This is a genomic window from Bordetella genomosp. 2, assembly GCF_002261345.1.
GTDB lineage: Bacteria > Pseudomonadota > Gammaproteobacteria > Burkholderiales > Burkholderiaceae_B > Bordetella_A.
This window is the reverse complement of sequence record NZ_NEVT01000003.1, coordinates 108,347-124,896: the sequence shown is the minus strand read 5'-3', so window position 1 is coordinate 124,896 and position 16,550 is coordinate 108,347. Positions and strand designations below refer to the sequence as shown.

Sequence of the window (16,550 nt, the reverse complement as noted above, 5' to 3'; positions counted from 1 at the left end):
GGACAACGGCGCCCGCCTGGCGCCGGCGGCGCCGATGCCGCGCCCTATGGACTGATTATGTACGTGTTTTACGAAGAGGACGGCAGCTTCAAGGCCGGCAATATCCTGTCCGAGACCGATGCGAGCCTGCAGGTGGAGTCGGAATCGGGCAAGCGCAGCAAGATCAAGCGGGCCAACACGCTGTTCACTTTCGCCGAACCGGCCCCGGCCGCGCTGATGGCGGAGGCGGCCCAGCTGGCCGAGACGCTGGACCTGCAATTCCTGTGGGAATGCGCGCCGCAGGAAGAGTTCGATTCGGCCGCGCTGGCCGCCGACTATTTCGGCCACGCTCCGACCGCCGTCGAGCAGGCCGCCCTGCTGATGCGCCTGCACGGCGCGCCGGCGTATTTCCACCGGCGCGGCAAGGGCCGCTACCGGCCGGCGCCGCCGGACATCCTGGCGGCCGCGCTGGCCGCCCTGGAAAAAAAGCAGAAACAGGCCGAACAGCAGCAGCAATGGGTCGACGAAATGGCGGCCGGCCGCCTGCCCGGCGAGATCGCCCAGGCCGCCGAGTCGCTGCTGATCCGGCCCGACAAGAACAGCATGCAATGGAAGGCGCTGGACGCCGCCTGCGCCCGGCTGCAGAAAAGCCCCGACCGCCTGCTGCTCGAACTGGGCGCCTGGCCGCACCCGCTGGCACTGCACAAGCGCCGCTTCCTGGCCACGCATTTCCCGCGCGGCACGGGTTTCCCGGACGTGCCGGTGCCGGCGATCGAGCGCGAGCTGCCGCTGGCCGAGGCCGAGATCTATTCGGTCGACGACGTCACCACGACCGAGATCGACGACGCCCTGTCGGTCGTCGAACTGCCCGACGGCAAGCTGCGGGTCGGCATCCACGTGGCGGCCCCCGGCCTGGCGGTGACGCGCGGCAGCGAGCTGGACAAGCTGGCGCGGGCGCGCCTGTCGACGGTCTACATGCCCGGCGAGAAGATTCCGATGCAGCCCGACCACGTCATCCAGGCGTTTTCGCTGGATGCGGGCCGCGAAGTCCCGGCCGTGTCGCTGTATGTGACGGCCGATCCGGCCACCGGCGAGATCGCCGCGTCGGAAACCCGCCTGGAACGCATTGTGGTGCGCGCCAACCTGCGGCACAACGACCTGGACGGGCAGATCACCGAGGCCGCGCTGAACGACCCGGATGCCTCCCTGCCCTACGGGCACTGGCTGCGCCCGCTGTGGCGGCTGGCGTCGGCCCTGTCGGCCCAGCGCGACGCGGTGCGCGGCAAGCCGGAAAACAACACCCGGGTCGAGTACAGCTTCTACCTGGACGGCAGCCCGGACGATCCGGACACCCCGGTGCGCCTGGTGCCGCGCCAGCGCAATGCGCCGCTGGACCGCATGGTGGCGGAATACATGATCCTGGCGAACAACCTGTGGGGCGGCTTGCTGCACCAGCACGGCGTGCCGGGCATCTACCGCTCGCAGCAGGCGGGCCGGGTGCGCATGAGCACCCAGGCCCTGCCCCACGAGGCCATCGGCGTGCCGCACTATGCCTGGAGCACGTCGCCGCTGCGCCGCTACGTCGACCTGGTGAACCAGTGGCAGTTGATCGCCGCGGTCGAGCACGGCGTATCGGCGCGGCTGGTGGCGCCCTTCAAGCCGCGCGACGCCGACCTGTTCGCCATCATCGGCGCGTTCGACGCCCAGTATGCGGCCTGGAACGAGTTCCAGGGCAATATGGAGCGCTATTGGTGCCTGCGCTGGCTGAAGCAGCAGGGCATCACGCGCGCGGTGGCCCATGTGCTGCGCGAGGACCTGGTGCGGCTGGGCAACGCGCCGCTCGTCACCCGCGTGGGCGGCATGCCCGAACTGGAGCGCGGCGCGGCGGTCGAGGTGGACATCATGGGAATGGACGAGCTGGCCCTGGAGCTGGACTGCCGGTATGCCGGACCGGCGGCGTAACAAGGCGGCGCCCTGCCCGCCGGCCCCACGCCAGCGGAGCCGCCCAGGCCTCCGACGCCTCTGCACAGCCCAAGGTGTCTGACACCCCATGCGGCGACGTCCGCCCGCCCAGGGCGTTGCGGGGGGAGTCAGACACCTTCGTCACACGGTGCCCGACACCTTCCGCAACCCCCAGGTGTCTGACACCCCATGCGGCGGCATCCGCCCGCCCAGGGCGTCGCGAGGGGTGTCAGACACCGTCGTCGACGCCTCCATCGTTCCTTGTCCGCCTCAGGGGTCTAAAATGCCCGCGTGCAACGTTCTGCTGACACTCACCCGACGCCGGGCCGGTTCCTGCACTGGCTGACTGCGCCTGCCCAGCACTACTTGCGGATCGGCATCGCGATCTCGCTGCTGCTGCACGCCGGTGTGCTGGCGTGGCGGTTCGGCGCGCCGGCGCCGGCCCGGCCCGCGCAGCCCGCCCTGGAAATCATGCTGGTCAATGCCCGCACCGAATCGGCCCCGGCCCGGCCGCGGGTGATCGCGCAGAGCCAGGTGGACGGCGGCGGCAATGCCGCGCGCGGCGTGGCCGCCACGCCCCTGCCGCGCGCCGGCCAGTCGGCCGAGACCATCGTGCTGCAGGCGATGCGCAAGCGCCAGGCGCAGCTCGAGGCCGAGCAGGCCCGCCTGCTGAGCCAGCTGCAGGCGCAGGCCAAGACCGGCACCGAGCGCCAGCCGGTGTATCCCTGGCCCGACGCCACCGCGCCGGGCGAAGACGTGCACGACCAGCCCGGACTGGTGCAGAATGCCCAGGTGGCGGCGCTGGCGGCGCGGGTGCAGTCCTACAACGCCCAGCCGCGCAAGGAATTCGTGGCGCCGTCGGCGCGGGCCTCGCGGTATGCGGCCTACCTGGATACCTGGCGCACGCGCATCGAGACCATCGGCACGCAGCACTACCCCGAAGAAGCGCGCGGCCGGATCTACGGCTCGCTGCAGATCACGGTGTCGGTGCGCGCCGATGGCAGCGTGGCCGCAGTCGAGATCGACCGCCCGTCCGAACACGCCGTCCTGAACCAGGCGGCGCGGCGCATCGTGCAGATGGCGGCGCCCTTCCCGCCATTTCCGCCCGAGCTGGCGCGCGAGGCCGACATGCTGGTCATCACGCGCACCTGGCATTTCGTCAACGACTCTCTGGAAACCCAAGCCCCATGAGCCCGGCCAGCCCCCTGCCCCGCTACGCCGTGATCGGCAACCCGATCGCCCACAGCCGCTCGCCGCAGATCCACGCCATGTTTTCGGCGCAGACCGGCAAGCCGCTGCAATACGAACGGCTGCTGGCGCCGCTGGACGGCTTCGCGGCGACCGTGCAGGCGTTTCGCGAGCAGGGAGGCGTAGGGTTGAACGTGACGGTGCCGTTCAAGGAAGAAGCGCGCGTCCTGGCCGGCGCCCGCCTGAGCGAGCGCGCCCGGCTGGCCGGCGCGGTCAACACCCTGTGGCTGCGGGACGGCGCCTGGCACGGCTGCAATACCGACGGAGTGGGGCTGGTGAGCGACCTGCTGCGGCTGGGCGTGGTACTGGAAGGCGCGCGCGTGCTGCTGGTGGGCGCGGGCGGCGCGGCGCGCGGCGTGCTCCAGCCGCTGGCCGAGGCGGGCTGCGCGCGCATCCACGTGGTCAACCGCACGGCCGCGCGCGCGCACGAACTGGCCGCCGCCTGGTCGGCGGCCGGCGTGGCGCCGGGCACGCGCGTCACGGCCGGCGGCCTGGCCGAGGCCGGCGTGGCCGGCGGCTGGAATGTGGCGATCAACGCCACGGCCAGCAGCCTGCAGGGCGGCGCGCCCGAGCTGCCGCCGGGCCTCTATGGCCCCGACGCCCTGGCCTACGACATGATGTACGCCGCCCACCCCACGCCGTTCATGCGCCAGGCCACCGCCGACGGCGCCGCGCGCACCGCCGATGGGCTGGGCATGCTGGTGGGCCAGGCCGCCGAGAGCTTCCTGATCTGGCACGGCGTGCGGCCTGACCCCTCGCCGGTGCTGACCGCCCTGCGCGCCGCGCTGCTGGCCAAGGACTGACCGGCGATGCCCGCGCGCCGCTCTGCCCGCTCCACCGCGAGCCGGATCCGCTGGGGCCGGGTCATCGGCGCCGGCTTCATGGCGCTGTTGTGCCTCATCCTGATGTACCAGCTGTGGATGTTCTGCCTGGTGGTCTGGTATGCCTACCGCGACCCGGGCAGCAGCGCCATCATGCGCCAGGAGCTGTCGCGCCTGCGCGAGTCCGACCCCGACGCCGAACTGCAGTACCAATGGGTGCCCTACGACCGCATCAGCAATTCGCTCAAGCGCGCGGTGGTGGCCTCGGAAGACGCCAACTTCACCGAGCACGACGGGGTCGAATGGGATGCCATCCGCAAGGCCTGGGAATACAACCAACGCCAGGAAGAGCTGGGGCGCCACAAGATGCGCGGCGGCTCGACCATCACCCAGCAGCTGGCCAAGAACCTGTTCCTGTCCAGTTCGCGCAGTTACCTGCGCAAGGGCCAGGAACTGGTGCTGACCTACATGATCGAGCACGTCATGACCAAGCAGCGCATCCTGGAGCTGTATCTGAATGTGGCCGAATGGGGCGTGGGCGTGTTCGGCGCGGAAGCGGCGGCGCGCCACTATTACAAGACCAGCGCGGCGCGCCTGGGCACCACCCAGGCGGCCCGGCTGGCCGCCATGCTGCCCAACCCGCGCTATTACGACAAGCGCGGCAACACCAGTTACCTGAACTCGCGCACCGCCACCCTGACCCGGCGCATGCGCATGGTTGACATTCCGTAGGGCCTGTTCACACTAAAGAGAACCGCGCACTGGCCGGCGGCGCCTGTCCGCCCCCCGGATTTTGGTAAGCTTTCACGTTTACGCGCATACCGACGTCTTCCATTCCATGCGTACAGCCCGCCGCTACCTGGCCCGCGAAATCTATCGCTCTTGCGCAGTGGTCCTGCTCGCCCTGCTGGGGCTGTTCACGTTCTTCGCCCTGGTGGACGACCTGGACAACGTCGGCGACAAGTTCAGCATGCCGGCCCTGCTGTACATGCAGGCCCTGGCCCTGCCCACCCGCCTGTACGACCTGCTGCCGATCGGCCTGCTGATCGGCGCGATCCTGGCGCTGGCCGGGCTGGCGCAGCGCAACGAGCTGGTCATCCTGCGCGTCTCGGGCGTCAGCGGCATGCGCCTGCTGCGCATGCTGTGGCTGATCACCGTGCCGCTGATGATCGGCGCCACGCTGTTGTCGGAGTTCGTCACCCCCGCCGCCGAAATCAAGAGCGGCGAGGCGGCGCTGGTGTTCCGCGGCAAGGCCAGCGGCAACCTCATGGACAGCGGCTATTGGTTCAAGGAACCCACCCGCGACGGCGGCACCCGGATCATCAACATCGGCAAGCTGCTTGCCGACGGCAACGTCGAGGACGTGACGCTGTACGAATTCAAGCCGGGCCTGGAACTGCGCTCGCTCTCCCAGGCCGCCACCGGGGCCTTCTCGGGCGACAAGCTGGTGCTCAAGGACGTGGCCGAGACGCGCATCGACGACGCCGCGGCCGAGGCGCTGGCCAACGCCAAGCAGCCGGTCAAGCCGCCGGCGCAGGTCGTCAAGCTGCCGCAGCGCGAGCTGGACACCACCCTCAGCCCGGAGCGCCTGCTGGCGCGCGTGCTCACGCCGGAACGCATGTCGCTGGCCACGCTGCTCGACTACATCGACTACCTGCACCACAACCAGCTCGACGCGGGGCGGCAGGTGGTCGCCCTGTGGCGCAAGGTCGCCTACCCGTTCACGCTGCTGGTGATGATCACCATCGCCGCGCCCATCGGCTTCATGCAGACTCGCCGCGGCGGCGTAGGCGCCAAGGTGTTCATCGGCATCCTGCTGGGCGTGGGCTTCTTCATGCTGAATCAACTGGCCCTGAACGTCGGCATGCTCAGCCGCTGGCCGCCCTGGCTGACCGCGCTGGGCCCCAACGTCGGGGCTGTCCTGCTGGCGCTGGGCGCGCTCAGCCTGATGGAATACCGCCATGCGACGGCCCGCTTCGCGCAGGCGCGCTGGCCCTGGAGAAGAAGCCCCGCATGAAAGGCAGCAGCATCTGGATGATCGGCGACGTGCAGGGCTGCTGCGCGCCGCTGGACCAACTTCTGAACCATCCCGACATTGCAGGCGAAGACGACGCGCGCTTCTGGTTCGCCGGCGACCTGGTCAACCGCGGGCCGCAGTCGCTCGCCAGCCTGCGCCGCATCATCGAGCTGGGCGAGCGCGCGGTGGCGGTGCTGGGCAACCACGACCTGCACCTGCTGGCGGCCGCCGCCGGCGTGCGCAAGCCGTCCAAGTCCGACACCATCGACGACATCCTGCAGGCCCCCGATGCCGCCGACCTGATCGACTGGCTGCGCCAGCGCCCGCTGGCGCATTTCGAACATGGCCACCTGTTGGTCCATGCCGGCGTGCTGGCGAAATGGGACGTGCCCAAGACGCTCGCGCTAGCGGCCGAAGTACAGGAGCTGCTGCGCGGGCCGAACTGGCAGAAGGCCCTGCAGAAGATGTACGGCAACGAGCCCGTGCAATGGAAAGACCGCCACAAAGGCGGCAAGCGGCTGCGCGTGATCATCAATGCGCTGACGCGCATCCGCCTGTGCACACCGGCTGGCCACATGGAATTCGCCACCAAGGTGGCGCCCGGCGCCTGGCCGCCCGGACTGGTGCCGTGGTTCGACGTGCCGCGCCGCGCCACGCGCGACGTCACCGTGGTGTTCGGGCATTGGTCCACCCTGGGCCTGATGATGCGCGAAGACGTCATCTGCCTGGACACCGGCTGCGTATGGGGCGGATCGCTGACCGCCATGCGCCTGCAGGACCGCAAGCTGGTGCAGGTGAAGTGCTCGCAATTCCAGGACCCCACGGCCGATTGAGGCCCGGGCGGCGGGTGTCGCCGGCAGGTGTCTGACACCTTCTGGAACGACGCCGGCGCTTCGCCAGGTGTCTGACACCCTGGGGAGATGTTTGCTGCCTGTCGGGGTGTCTCAGAAGGTGTCAGACACCGCCTCGATCAAAGCCCGCTCAATGACGCTTCAAAGCCGCGCCGCGATGGCCGCGCGCGCCTGCTTGGACAGTTCGAGGCGCGTGGCGGGCTGGCCATCGACATGACAGGCCGCCAGCGGCGGCAGGAACTCGACTTCGACGGCCAGGCCGGTGGCGCCCAGGACGCGCCACAGATTGGCCGCCAGGGTTTCCTCGCCCACGAATGCCGCCAGCGCGCTGCGCCGGCCATGCTGCAGGAAGCGCAACACCACCGGCTGGATGGGCACCCCCGCGGCGCGGGCGGGCTCGAACAGGCTGGCATGGAACGGCCGCAGCATGTCGCCTTCGGTGGTGGTGCCTTCCGGGAACAGCCCCACCGCCACCCCTTGCCGGAAACGCGCCTGCACCGCCTCGCTGACGGCGTGCACGGCATGGCGCTGGCCGCGCTCGATGAACAGGGTGCCGGCGCCGGCGGCCAGCCAGCCGATCACGGGCCAGGCGCGGATCTCGCTCTTGGCCACGAAGGCGGTGGCGCGCACCGAATTGACCACGAAAATGTCGATCCAGGACACATGGTTGGCCACCCACAGCACCGGGCCGCTGCGCAGCGCCTCGCCGCTGACCGCCACCCGGATGCCGCACATGCGCATCAGGCAGCGCGACCAGAAGCGGTTCAGGCCGGCGCGCGCGGGCAGGCTCATGAAGGGGTAGGCCAGTCCGACGCACAACAGGCCGAACAGAATCCAGGGTATTACCAGGAAAAGGCGCAGGACGACGCGCAGCAGCTTGAGCAAGTCTAGGACTCCCAGGCCGGTCCGGCAGCCACCCCCGTGGCGCGCGTCCGGCCGGCCAGCATCATACCCGCGAACGGATCGCGCGGATGGCGGGGGAGCCGGGCGGGCGTCACGGCAAGGCGTCGAGATAACGCTGCAGGATCACAGCCGCCGCCATGGCGTCGTCGGGTGCGTGGGTGCCCAGCAGGCGCTGGGCTTCCATGCTGGAACCGCGCTCGTCGACCAGCTCGACGGCCAGGCCGAAGCGGCCATGCAGCTGGTTGGCGAAACGGCGGCAGCGCGCCGTGGCCGGCTGCTCGCCGCCATCGGCGGCCAGCGCCAGGCCGACCACCGCGCGCTGCGGCTGCCATTCCTGCAGCAGCTGGGCGATGCGGCCGAAGCGCGCCTCGCGCGTCTCGGAAAAAATGATCTCGAGCGGGCGCGCCTGGCGCGTCAGGGTGTTGCCGATGGCGATGCCGATTTTCTTTTCGCCGAAATCGAACGCCAGCAGGGTTTCCTCAGGCATGTCCGGCGCCGCCGGACAGCATGACCGGATCGATGCCCAGCAACTTCAACGCGGCCGGGTAGCGTTCCTCGGGAGGCACGTCGAAGATGATGTCGGCGTCGGCGCCCACGCTCAGCCAGGCGTTCTGGGCCATTTCGCTTTCGAGCTGGCCCGCGCCCCACCCCGCGTAGCCGAGCGTGACCAGCATGCGCGCCGGCCCGTTGCCATCGGCCACCGCCTGCAGCACGTCGCGCGAAGTGGTCAGGGCCAGGTCGCCGAGCTTGATGCTGGAGCTGTAGTCGCCGGCCGGGGCGTGCAGCACGAAGCCGCGGTCGGTCTGGACGGGGCCGCCGAAGAACACGGGCTCGTCCTTGGCCGGGCGGATCTCGAGCTTGAGGTCGATGCGCTCGAACAGGCTGGCCAGGGTCAGGTCGGTGGGCCGGTTGATGACCAGGCCCAGGGCGCCGCGCGTGGTGTGCTCGCACACATAGATGACCGATCCCGCCAGGCTGCCCTCGACCATGTGGGGCATGGCGATCAGGAACTGGTTGGAAAAATCGGTGGCCGGCGCATCGGCGTTGCCGCCGTCGGCATCGTCGTCGTGCGTATCGTGGTTTTCGTCTTTCATGGCAACCCCCTGGAGCCCGTCACGAGCGGCCGCGCCGCGAACGGCCCGGACTTGCGCACGATCAGATTTCCATCAGTTCGAAGTCTTCCTTGCGGGCACCGCATTCGGGACACACCCAGTTCGGCGGGACATCTTCCCAGCGGGTGCCGGGGGCGATGCCTTCGTCGGGCAAGCCTGCCTCTTCATCGTATACCCAGCCACAGATCAGACACATCCAAGTACGCATAGTTCTCTATTCTCTGTTACATCAACCGTCGCCGTCCCCGGAAGCGGGCAAAGCACGGGTCGCATCCATTAGAATGGGGCAATCTTACCGAAACCCAACAGGGGTTGCCCGATTTGCCGCCACGCAGCCGGAGCCGCCCCGTCCTTTCACGCAGCGTGTGGCCTCAGTGACTCCCCCCCCTTATCCTGATTTTCGGTCCGGTCGACCCCTCCGGCGCCGACGGGCTGCCGGCCGACGCGGTGACCTGCGCGCGCCTGGGCTGCCACGCCCTGGCCGCGGCCACGGCGCTGACGGTGCAGGACACCGCCGGCATCGAGGAAATCCACCCCGTCTCGCCCGACCTGCTCGACGACCAGGCCCGCTGCCTGCTCGAAGACATGCCGGTGCAGGCGATCAAGGTGGGCGGCCTGCACACCGCCGAGGCGGCCAGCGTGGCCGCCCAGATCGCCGCCGACTACAGCCAGGTGCCGCTGGTGCTGCACCTGGGCCAGCGCGGCCTGCCGGCGCACGACGCGGCCGCGCAGGACGACGCCGACGACCTGCTGGCGGCCACGCTGGAACTGGTGCTGCCGCAGACCGACCTGGTGGTGGTCGAGCACCTGCGGCTGGCGCAATGGCATGCCGACGGCGACATCGACATCGGCGACGCGCCCAGCCCCATGCATGCGCTGGTCGCCGGCGGCGCCCAGTGGGTGCTGGTGCTCGGCGCGCCCGTGCGCCCGGGGCACCAGGCCAACGTGCTGCTGGGCCCCAGCGGCGAAACCGCCACCTGGCCCTGGCAGGCCCCGCCGGACCGCAACGGCGACACCGGCGGCGTGGCGGCCACCGCGGTGGCCGCCATGCTGGCCCAGGGGCTGGAGATGCCCAAGGCGGTCGAACAGGCCCTGCGCCACGCCGATGAAACGCTCAGCGCGGCCTTCCTGGCGGGCATGGGCCGGCGCATTCCCAACCGGATCGGCACGCCATGAGCACGCTGCGCTTCCCCGCCGGCCTGTACGGCGTCACGCCCGACTGGACCGACGCCGGCCGCCTGCTCGCCGCCGTGCGCGAAGCCGCCGCCGGAGGCATGCGGGCGCTGCAGCTGCGCAGCAAGCAATGCAGCGACGCCCAGCGCGCCGCGCTGGCGCGCGCGCTGGCCCCGCTGTGCCGCGAACTGGGGGTGGTATTCCTGGTCAACGACCACTGGCGCCTGGCGCTGGAAGTCGGCGCCGACGGCGCCCACCTGGGGCGCGACGACGGCGACCTGGCGCAGGCGCGCGCCGCCGCCGGCCCGGACCTGATCCTGGGCGCGTCCTGCTACAACGACCTGCAGCGCGCCCGCGAGCTGCTCGACGCGGGCGCCGACTACATCGCCTTCGGGGCGGTGTTTCCCTCGTCCACCAAGCCCCAGGCGGTGCATGCGCCGCTGCCGCTGCTCGGCCAGGCGCGCGCGCTGGCGGCGAGCCGCGCGACGCCCCGCCCCGCCGTGGTGGCCATCGGCGGCATCACCCCAGGCAACGCCGCGCAGGCGGTCGAGGCCGGGGCCGACAGCATCGCCGTCATTTCGGGCCTGTTCGAGGCGCCCGACATCAAGGCGGCCGCGCTGGCCTGCGCGGCGCCTTTCCTTCACTCCAACTCCAAGCCGTAACACCATGTCCAGCAACGCCGAACTCTTCGACCGCGCCTGCCGCAGCATTCCCGGCGGCGTCAATTCGCCCGTGCGGGCCTTCCGCTCGGTGGGCGGCACGCCGCGCTTCATCAAGCGCGCGCAAGGCCCGTACGTGTGGGACGAAGAGGACACCCGCTACATCGACTACGTCGGCTCCTGGGGGCCGGCCATCCTGGGACACGCCCATCCCGAGGTGGTCGAGGCCGTGCGCGCGGCCGCGCTCGACGGCCTGTCGTTCGGGGCGCCCACGCGCGCCGAAGTGGAACTGGCCGAAGTCCTGATCCAGCGCCTGCCCTCGCTGGACCAGCTGCGGCTGGTCAGTTCCGGCACCGAGGCCACCATGACCGCCATCCGGCTGGCGCGCGGCGCGACCGGGCGGGCCAAGATCGTCAAGTTCGAGGGCTGTTACCACGGCCACTCGGACAGCCTGCTGGTCAAGGCGGGCTCGGGCCTGCTCACCTTCGGCAATCCCAGCTCGGCCGGGGTGCCGCCCGAGTTCGTCTCGCACACGCTGACCCTGGAATACAACAGCCTGGCGGCGGTGCAGGCGGCCTTCGCCGAGCATGGCGCCGACATCGCCTGCGTGATCGTCGAGCCGGTGGCCGGCAACATGAACCTGATCAAGCCCGCGCCGGGCTTCCTGGAAGGCCTGCGCGAGCTGTGCACGCGCCATGGCGCCGTGCTGATCTTCGACGAAGTCATGACCGGCTTCCGGGTCGGCCCGCAGGGCGTGCAGGGCCTGACCGGCATCAAGCCCGACCTGACCACGCTGGCCAAGGTGATCGGCGGCGGCATGCCAGTGGGCGCCGTGGGCGGCCGCGCCGACCTCATGGCCCACCTGGCGCCGCTGGGCGGGGTCTACCAGGCCGGCACCCTGTCGGGCAACCCGGTCGCCGTGGCGGCCGGGCTGGCCACGCTGCGCCTGATCGGCCAGCCCGGCTTCTACGAGCGGCTGGCCGCCCAGACGCTGCGCCTGACCGACGGTCTGCGGCAGCGCGCCCAGGCGGCCGGCATCCCGTTCGCCGCCGACGCCATCGGCGGCATGTTCGGCCTGTACTTCCGCGACAGCGTGCCCACCTCGTTCGCGGAGGTATCGGACGGCGATGTCGACGCCTTCAAGCGGTTCTTCCACGCCATGCTGGAGCGCGGCGTGCATTTCGCGCCCTCGGCCTACGAGGCCGGTTTCGTGTCGGCCACCCACGACGACGCCGTCATCGACGCCACCCTGGACGCCGCCGAGGCCGTGTTCGCCGGCATGAAGGCCTAGGCCCCTCGCCACACCGTTGCCGGGCACCGCCGGGTGCCTGGCACGCCATCCCCGCTCCACGAATTCCGCGCTTGATTTGCGTCGCCCCGACGCCGAAAAAGCCCGCGCGCGCCGTTTGTATGACTTAATATTTCTGTGTTTTACTAATTAATAATTCCTCTGGGAGCGCCCGCACAGGAGCAGCCATGGGTAACGAACCGCTCCAGCTCGCGCTGGACCCGGACACGCGCGTGTTGTCGGCCACGTATGCGCCCGCCGATGCATCGGCCCCGCCGCCGTCCTGGGACGACCTGGCAGCGGCGGCGCAGGCCGGCGGCTGGAGCGCCGAGGCGCTGGATTCCGCCCAGGTGGCGGCGTTCTGCGCGCAGTGCCGCGACACCTCCGGCACGGTCACCGCGCCCGTCGGCGCCGTGTACGACGGCAGTTTCGCCATCGAGATCGAAGCCGACCGCATGAGCGCCTTGCTCACGCTCGTCGCGCCACGGGGCGGGCGGGCCATCGCGGCGGACGATATCCATGCCGGGCTGGCCGCGCAGGGCGTCGTGGCGGGCATCGACGCAGCGGCCGTGCGCCAGGCGCTGGCGCAGGGCCGCTGCGAAGCCCTGGTGATCGCCCGCGGCACCCCGCCGACGCCGGGCGTGCCCACGCGCTTCGTCAGCCTGCAGGTCGGGCCGCCGGCGAACCGGGACGACGACAATGCGCCGGTCGACTATCGCACGCTGGGCAGCCTGGTGCTGGTCCAGCCCGGCACGCCGCTGATGCGGCGCGTACCGGCCGAGCCTGGCACGGCCGGCCTGGACGTCTGCGGCCAGCCAGTGGCTGCCGAACCCGTGCCCGACCTGCCGTTCGCGCACGGCCTGGCCGGCGTGGCGGTGGACGACGACGACCCCTGTCTCCTGCGCGCGGCGGTGGCCGGCGCCCCCATGCTGCTGCCGCAAGGCGTCCAGGTGAACTCGGTGGTCGAGGTGGCGGCGGTGGACCTGAACACCGGCAACATCGATTTCGACGGCACGCTGCGCGTGAAGGGCGACATTACCAGCGGCATGACGGTGCGGGTCAGCGGCGACATCGTCGTGGCCGGCACGGTCGAGGCGGCGCAGGTCCAGGCCGGCGGCAGCCTGACGGTCAGCGGCGGCATTATCGGCATGGCCGAGGCGGCCCCTGGCGAACGCGGCCAGGCGGCACGCACCGCCCAGGTGCAATGCGCGGGGTCGGTCAAGGCGCGCTTCATCGAGAACGCCGAGGTCAGCGCCGGCCAGCACGTCGCGGCCGAGCGCGAAATCCGCAATAGCCGCATCATCGCCGGGCATAGCGTGACGGTCGGCCCGCCGGGCTCCCACCAGGGCGCGGTCACCGGTGGCGAAGTATGCGCCCTGCACTCGGTGCGGGCCGGCACGCTGGGCTCGATGGCCGGGGTGGCCACTTCGGTGCGCGTGGGGCTCGATCCGCACGCCGATGCGCGCCGCGCCGCGCTGCAGGCCGAGCGCCAGCAGCTCGACGAAGAGAAGGCCAAGCTCGACAAGCTGCTGGAGTTCCTGCGCGCCCACCCCGACAAGGCCGCCGGCGGCATCGGCGAACGCGCCGCCAACACGCATGCCCGGCTGGCGGCCGGGCTGCAAGACCTGGACCGCCAGCAGGCGGCCCTGGAGCGCCAGCTGCAGCCGCTGCAATCGGCCACCATCACGGCGGCCAAGCGGTTCTACGGCGGCACCACGCTGCAAATAGGCATCAAGGTGACCCACCTGCTCGAAGACCAGGTAGGCGGCAAGGCCGGCCTGGAAGCCGGCCAGCTCGTCATACGCTAGGGATGGGCACCGATACGTTCGAAGAAGGTGTCAGACACCCGAAGGGTGTCTGACACCTGTGGGGCCGACCGGTCATCCGACGGGAATGGACGCCAATGCCTTCCAAGAAGGTGTCAGACACCCATAGGGTGTCTGACACCTTGAGTTCGAAAGTCCCGCCGATCGGCCGACGGGCCCCGCCCCGGACGCCCTACGAACACGCACGCGCCCACCGCAAAAACCCCGATCGCATCACCCTCCCGGCACCACCGCCGTCACTTCGATCTCCACCTTGGCCCGATCCTCGATCAGGTCGGCGACCTGGAACGCCGTCATCGGCGGGAAATGCCGGCCGATCACTTCCCGGTAGTGCTTGCCGATCTCCGGATACGAAGCCACGTACTCGTGCTTGTCCTTCACGTACCAGGTCATGCGTACGATGTGCTCGGGCCCCGCCCCGCCCTCGGCCAGGATGGCCACGATGTTGACCAGCGTCTGCCGGACCTGCTCGGCGAAATCGTCGGTCTCGAACTGCTGCTGGCCGTTCCAGCCTATCTGGCCGCCCACGAACAGCAGGCGATCCCCGGCCGCCACCTGCGTCATCACGCCGTTCGAATAACCCCGCGGCGGCAGCCAGCCGGGCGGTTGCAGAATTTTCATGGAGTCATCCTGTAGTAAGAAACGCCTGCATGCGCTGACGCAGGTCGTCGGGAAGAGGCGTGGAGTGCATGTTGCGCAAGTCCACCGTGACAATGGTCAGCGCGGCGGCCAGGCGCGTGGCGCCGTCGGGCCCCAGGAAGCGCACCGCGGCGCTGAACGACGCGCCGCCGATGCGCTGCACCGTCAGCTCCTGGCGCAACTTCTCATGCCAGCGGCTGGGCGCGCAGAAATCGCATTGCACCGACACCAGCGGCGTGCCGATCTGCCGTTCGACATGCAGCGCATGAAACGGCAGATCCATGCCCTTGTCGAACCATTCCTCGACAAAATCGTTGATCATCTCGAAGTAGCGCGGGTAGAACACGATGCCGGCCGGGTCGCAATGCCGGAACCGCACTTCCACCTCGCTCGCGAACGGCGCCGCCATGGCCGGCCTCACGCCATCTTGCGCAGCGCGAAGCGCTGCAGCTTGCCGGTCTCGGTGCGCGGCAACGATTCGACGAACACGATCGCGCGCGGGTACTTGTAGGGAGCAATGCTCGCCTTCACGAACGCCTGCAGCGCCGCGGCCATCTCCGGCCCCGGCTGGTAGCCCGGCTTGAGCACCACGAACGCCTTGACCAGCTGGCCGCGCTCGTCATCGGGCGCGCCCACCACGCCGCACTCGGCCACCGCCTCGTGGCGCAGCAGCGCGTCCTCGACCTCCGGCCCGGCGATGTTGTAGCCGGCCGAGACGATCATGTCGTCGTTGCGCGCCTGGTAGAAGAAGTAGCCGTCGTCGTCCCGCACGAAGGTGTCGCCCGGCAGGTTCCAGCCCTGCTGCACGAAGCGGCGCTGGCGTTCGTCGGCCAGGTAGCGGCAACCCGTGGGGCCCTTGAGCGCCAGCCGCCCCGGCGTACCGTTGGGCACCGGCTGCATGTTCTCGTCCACCACGCACGCCACATACCCCGGCACTACCTTGCCGATGGCGCCGGGCCGCACTTCCTCGGGCGGGCTAGAGACGAATACGTGGATCATCTCGGTGCCGCCGATGCCGTCGATCATCTCGATGCCGGTGGCCTGTTTCCAGAGCTGGCGCGTGGCGTCGGGCAGGGCCTCGCCGGCGGATACGCTCTTTTTCAGCGAACTGATGTCGTACTTGCCGGCCAGCGCCGCCATCTGGCGATAGAACGTGGGCGCGGTGAAGACGATCGTGGCGCGGAAGTCCTGGATCAGCTCCAGCAGGCTGTCCGGCGTGAGCTTCTCGGCCAGCACGGTGCTGGCGCCCACCCGCAGCGGGAAGCACAGCAGTCCGCCCAGGCCGAACGTGAAGGCCAGCGGCGGCGTGCCGCAGAAAATGTCGTCCGGGCCCGGCTTGATGACGTGGCGCGGGAACAGGTCGCACATCGCCAGCACATCGCGATGGAAATGCATGCAGCCCTTGGGCAGGCCGGTGGTGCCGCTGGTGAAGGCGATCAGGCAGACATCGTCGGAAGCTGTATCGCAGGCCGCGAAATCGTCGGGCTTGGCCGCCGCGCGCGCGTCGAGCGCGTCCGCCGCTGGGTCATTGAACAGCATGATCTGCGCCAGCCCGCCGCAATAGTGCTCGTGCCCGGGCTGCATGCAGTGCCGGGCCTCTTCGGCCAGCCGCGCGTCGCACAACATGGCCGACACCTGCGCCTTGTCGATGATCTGCTTGAGTTCCTTGGCGCGCAGCAGCGGCATGGTGGGCACGGTGACCAGCCCCGCCTTGATGGCGGCCAGCCAGGCAGCCGCCATCATGGGGTTGTTGGGACCGCGCAGCAGCAGGCGGTTGCCGGGCACCAGGCCCATGTCTTCGACCAGCACGCGGGCCACGCGGTTGGTGAGGGCCTGCAGTTCGGCGTAGGTCATGGTGGCCGCGGCGCCGTCGCGGCGCCAGCGCAATGCCACCCGCGCGCCGTCGCCGCGCGCCACCACGGCGTCGACCAGCTCGACCGCGCAATTGAAGCGGGCGGGATACGCCACGTCCGGCCCGTCGAGCAGGAACTCGGGCCATTCATCGGCCGGGGGCAGGTGGTCGCGGGCGTAGGTATCCAGGTGTGCGGAACGTTCCATGAAAATTCCCCTTG

17 protein-coding genes are annotated in these 16,550 nt (G+C 70.2%); 10 read left to right on the top strand and 7 right to left on the bottom strand.

Features of this window, described 5'->3' with window-relative positions:
• Window positions 1–57: 57 nt before the first annotated feature.
• From CAL24_RS02630 to CAL24_RS02605, 6 genes are all read left to right on the top strand, one after another.
• Window positions 58–1,941 (top strand): ribonuclease catalytic domain-containing protein, encoded by a 1,884-nt coding sequence (locus CAL24_RS02630; protein WP_094805659.1) that lies wholly within the window; start codon window positions 58–60, stop codon window positions 1,939–1,941.
• 291 nt (window positions 1,942–2,232) lie between these two features.
• Window positions 2,233–3,132, top strand: a complete 900-nt coding sequence (locus tag CAL24_RS02625; RefSeq protein WP_094805658.1) for a TonB family protein — start codon at window positions 2,233–2,235, stop codon at window positions 3,130–3,132.
• Window positions 3,129–3,992 (top strand): shikimate dehydrogenase, encoded by an 864-nt coding sequence (aroE, locus tag CAL24_RS02620; RefSeq protein WP_028354930.1) that lies wholly within the window; start codon window positions 3,129–3,131, stop codon window positions 3,990–3,992. The genes CAL24_RS02625 and aroE overlap by 4 nt, the downstream gene beginning before the upstream one ends.
• Before the next feature lie 6 nt (window positions 3,993–3,998).
• Window positions 3,999–4,742: a monofunctional biosynthetic peptidoglycan transglycosylase gene (gene mtgA, locus CAL24_RS02615; protein ID WP_141218041.1), complete on the top strand. Its 744-nt coding sequence runs from the start codon at window positions 3,999–4,001 to the stop codon at window positions 4,740–4,742.
• Window positions 4,743–4,848: 106 nt separating this feature from the next.
• Window positions 4,849–6,027: an LPS export ABC transporter permease LptG gene (gene lptG / locus CAL24_RS02610; RefSeq protein WP_028354932.1), complete on the top strand. Its 1,179-nt coding sequence runs from the start codon at window positions 4,849–4,851 to the stop codon at window positions 6,025–6,027.
• Window positions 6,024–6,860 (top strand): symmetrical bis(5'-nucleosyl)-tetraphosphatase, encoded by an 837-nt coding sequence (locus tag CAL24_RS02605; RefSeq protein WP_028354933.1) that lies wholly within the window; start codon window positions 6,024–6,026, stop codon window positions 6,858–6,860. The genes lptG and CAL24_RS02605 overlap by 4 nt, the downstream gene beginning before the upstream one ends.
• Before the next feature lie 159 nt (window positions 6,861–7,019).
• Here the strand turns inward: CAL24_RS02605 and CAL24_RS02600 are convergent, their stop codons facing one another.
• The 4 genes from CAL24_RS02600 to CAL24_RS02585 form a co-directional block, all read right to left on the bottom strand.
• A complete protein-coding gene (locus CAL24_RS02600; RefSeq protein ID WP_038853685.1) occupies window positions 7,020–7,763 on the bottom strand; it encodes a lysophospholipid acyltransferase family protein in 744 nt (247 codons plus the stop codon).
• 109 nt (window positions 7,764–7,872) lie between these two features.
• Window positions 7,873–8,268, bottom strand: coding sequence for a Holliday junction resolvase RuvX (ruvX, locus tag CAL24_RS02595; protein ID WP_028354935.1), 396 nt, complete (start codon window positions 8,266–8,268; stop codon window positions 7,873–7,875).
• Window positions 8,261–8,875 (bottom strand): YqgE/AlgH family protein, encoded by a 615-nt coding sequence (locus tag CAL24_RS02590; protein ID WP_028354936.1) that lies wholly within the window; start codon window positions 8,873–8,875, stop codon window positions 8,261–8,263. The genes ruvX and CAL24_RS02590 overlap by 8 nt, the downstream gene beginning before the upstream one ends.
• Window positions 8,876–8,936: 61 nt before the next feature.
• Window positions 8,937–9,101: a rubredoxin gene (locus CAL24_RS02585; protein ID WP_003814980.1), complete on the bottom strand. Its 165-nt coding sequence runs from the start codon at window positions 9,099–9,101 to the stop codon at window positions 8,937–8,939.
• Between the two features lie 182 nt (window positions 9,102–9,283).
• Here CAL24_RS02585 and CAL24_RS02580 point away from each other — a divergent pair, with 182 nt between their 5' ends.
• From CAL24_RS02580 to CAL24_RS02565, 4 genes are all read left to right on the top strand, one after another.
• A complete protein-coding gene (locus CAL24_RS02580) occupies window positions 9,284–10,069 on the top strand; it encodes a bifunctional hydroxymethylpyrimidine kinase/phosphomethylpyrimidine kinase (RefSeq protein ID WP_349290565.1) in 786 nt (261 codons plus the stop codon).
• Window positions 10,066–10,728: a thiamine phosphate synthase gene (thiE, locus tag CAL24_RS02575; RefSeq protein WP_028354938.1), complete on the top strand. Its 663-nt coding sequence runs from the start codon at window positions 10,066–10,068 to the stop codon at window positions 10,726–10,728. The genes CAL24_RS02580 and thiE overlap by 4 nt, the downstream gene beginning before the upstream one ends.
• A gap of 4 nt (window positions 10,729–10,732) precedes the next feature.
• Window positions 10,733–12,016: a glutamate-1-semialdehyde 2,1-aminomutase gene (hemL, locus tag CAL24_RS02570; protein WP_028354939.1), complete on the top strand. Its 1,284-nt coding sequence runs from the start codon at window positions 10,733–10,735 to the stop codon at window positions 12,014–12,016.
• Window positions 12,017–12,201: 185 nt separating this feature from the next.
• The gene (locus CAL24_RS02565) at window positions 12,202–13,821 is read left to right on the top strand and encodes a FapA family protein (RefSeq protein WP_094805657.1); all 1,620 of its coding nucleotides are present in this window, start codon (window positions 12,202–12,204) and stop codon (window positions 13,819–13,821) included.
• A gap of 231 nt (window positions 13,822–14,052) precedes the next feature.
• Here the strand turns inward: CAL24_RS02565 and CAL24_RS02560 are convergent, their stop codons facing one another.
• From CAL24_RS02560 to CAL24_RS02550, 3 genes are read right to left on the bottom strand one after another with little or no spacing between them, the layout of a single operon-like run.
• Window positions 14,053–14,460: a RidA family protein gene (locus tag CAL24_RS02560; protein WP_028355055.1), complete on the bottom strand. Its 408-nt coding sequence runs from the start codon at window positions 14,458–14,460 to the stop codon at window positions 14,053–14,055.
• 4 nt (window positions 14,461–14,464) lie between these two features.
• Window positions 14,465–14,887, bottom strand: a complete 423-nt coding sequence (locus CAL24_RS02555) for an acyl-CoA thioesterase (protein WP_094805656.1) — start codon at window positions 14,885–14,887, stop codon at window positions 14,465–14,467.
• Window positions 14,888–14,895: 8 nt separating this feature from the next.
• A complete protein-coding gene (locus tag CAL24_RS02550; protein ID WP_094805655.1) occupies window positions 14,896–16,536 on the bottom strand; it encodes an AMP-binding protein in 1,641 nt (546 codons plus the stop codon).
• Window positions 16,537–16,550 lie beyond the last annotated feature (14 nt).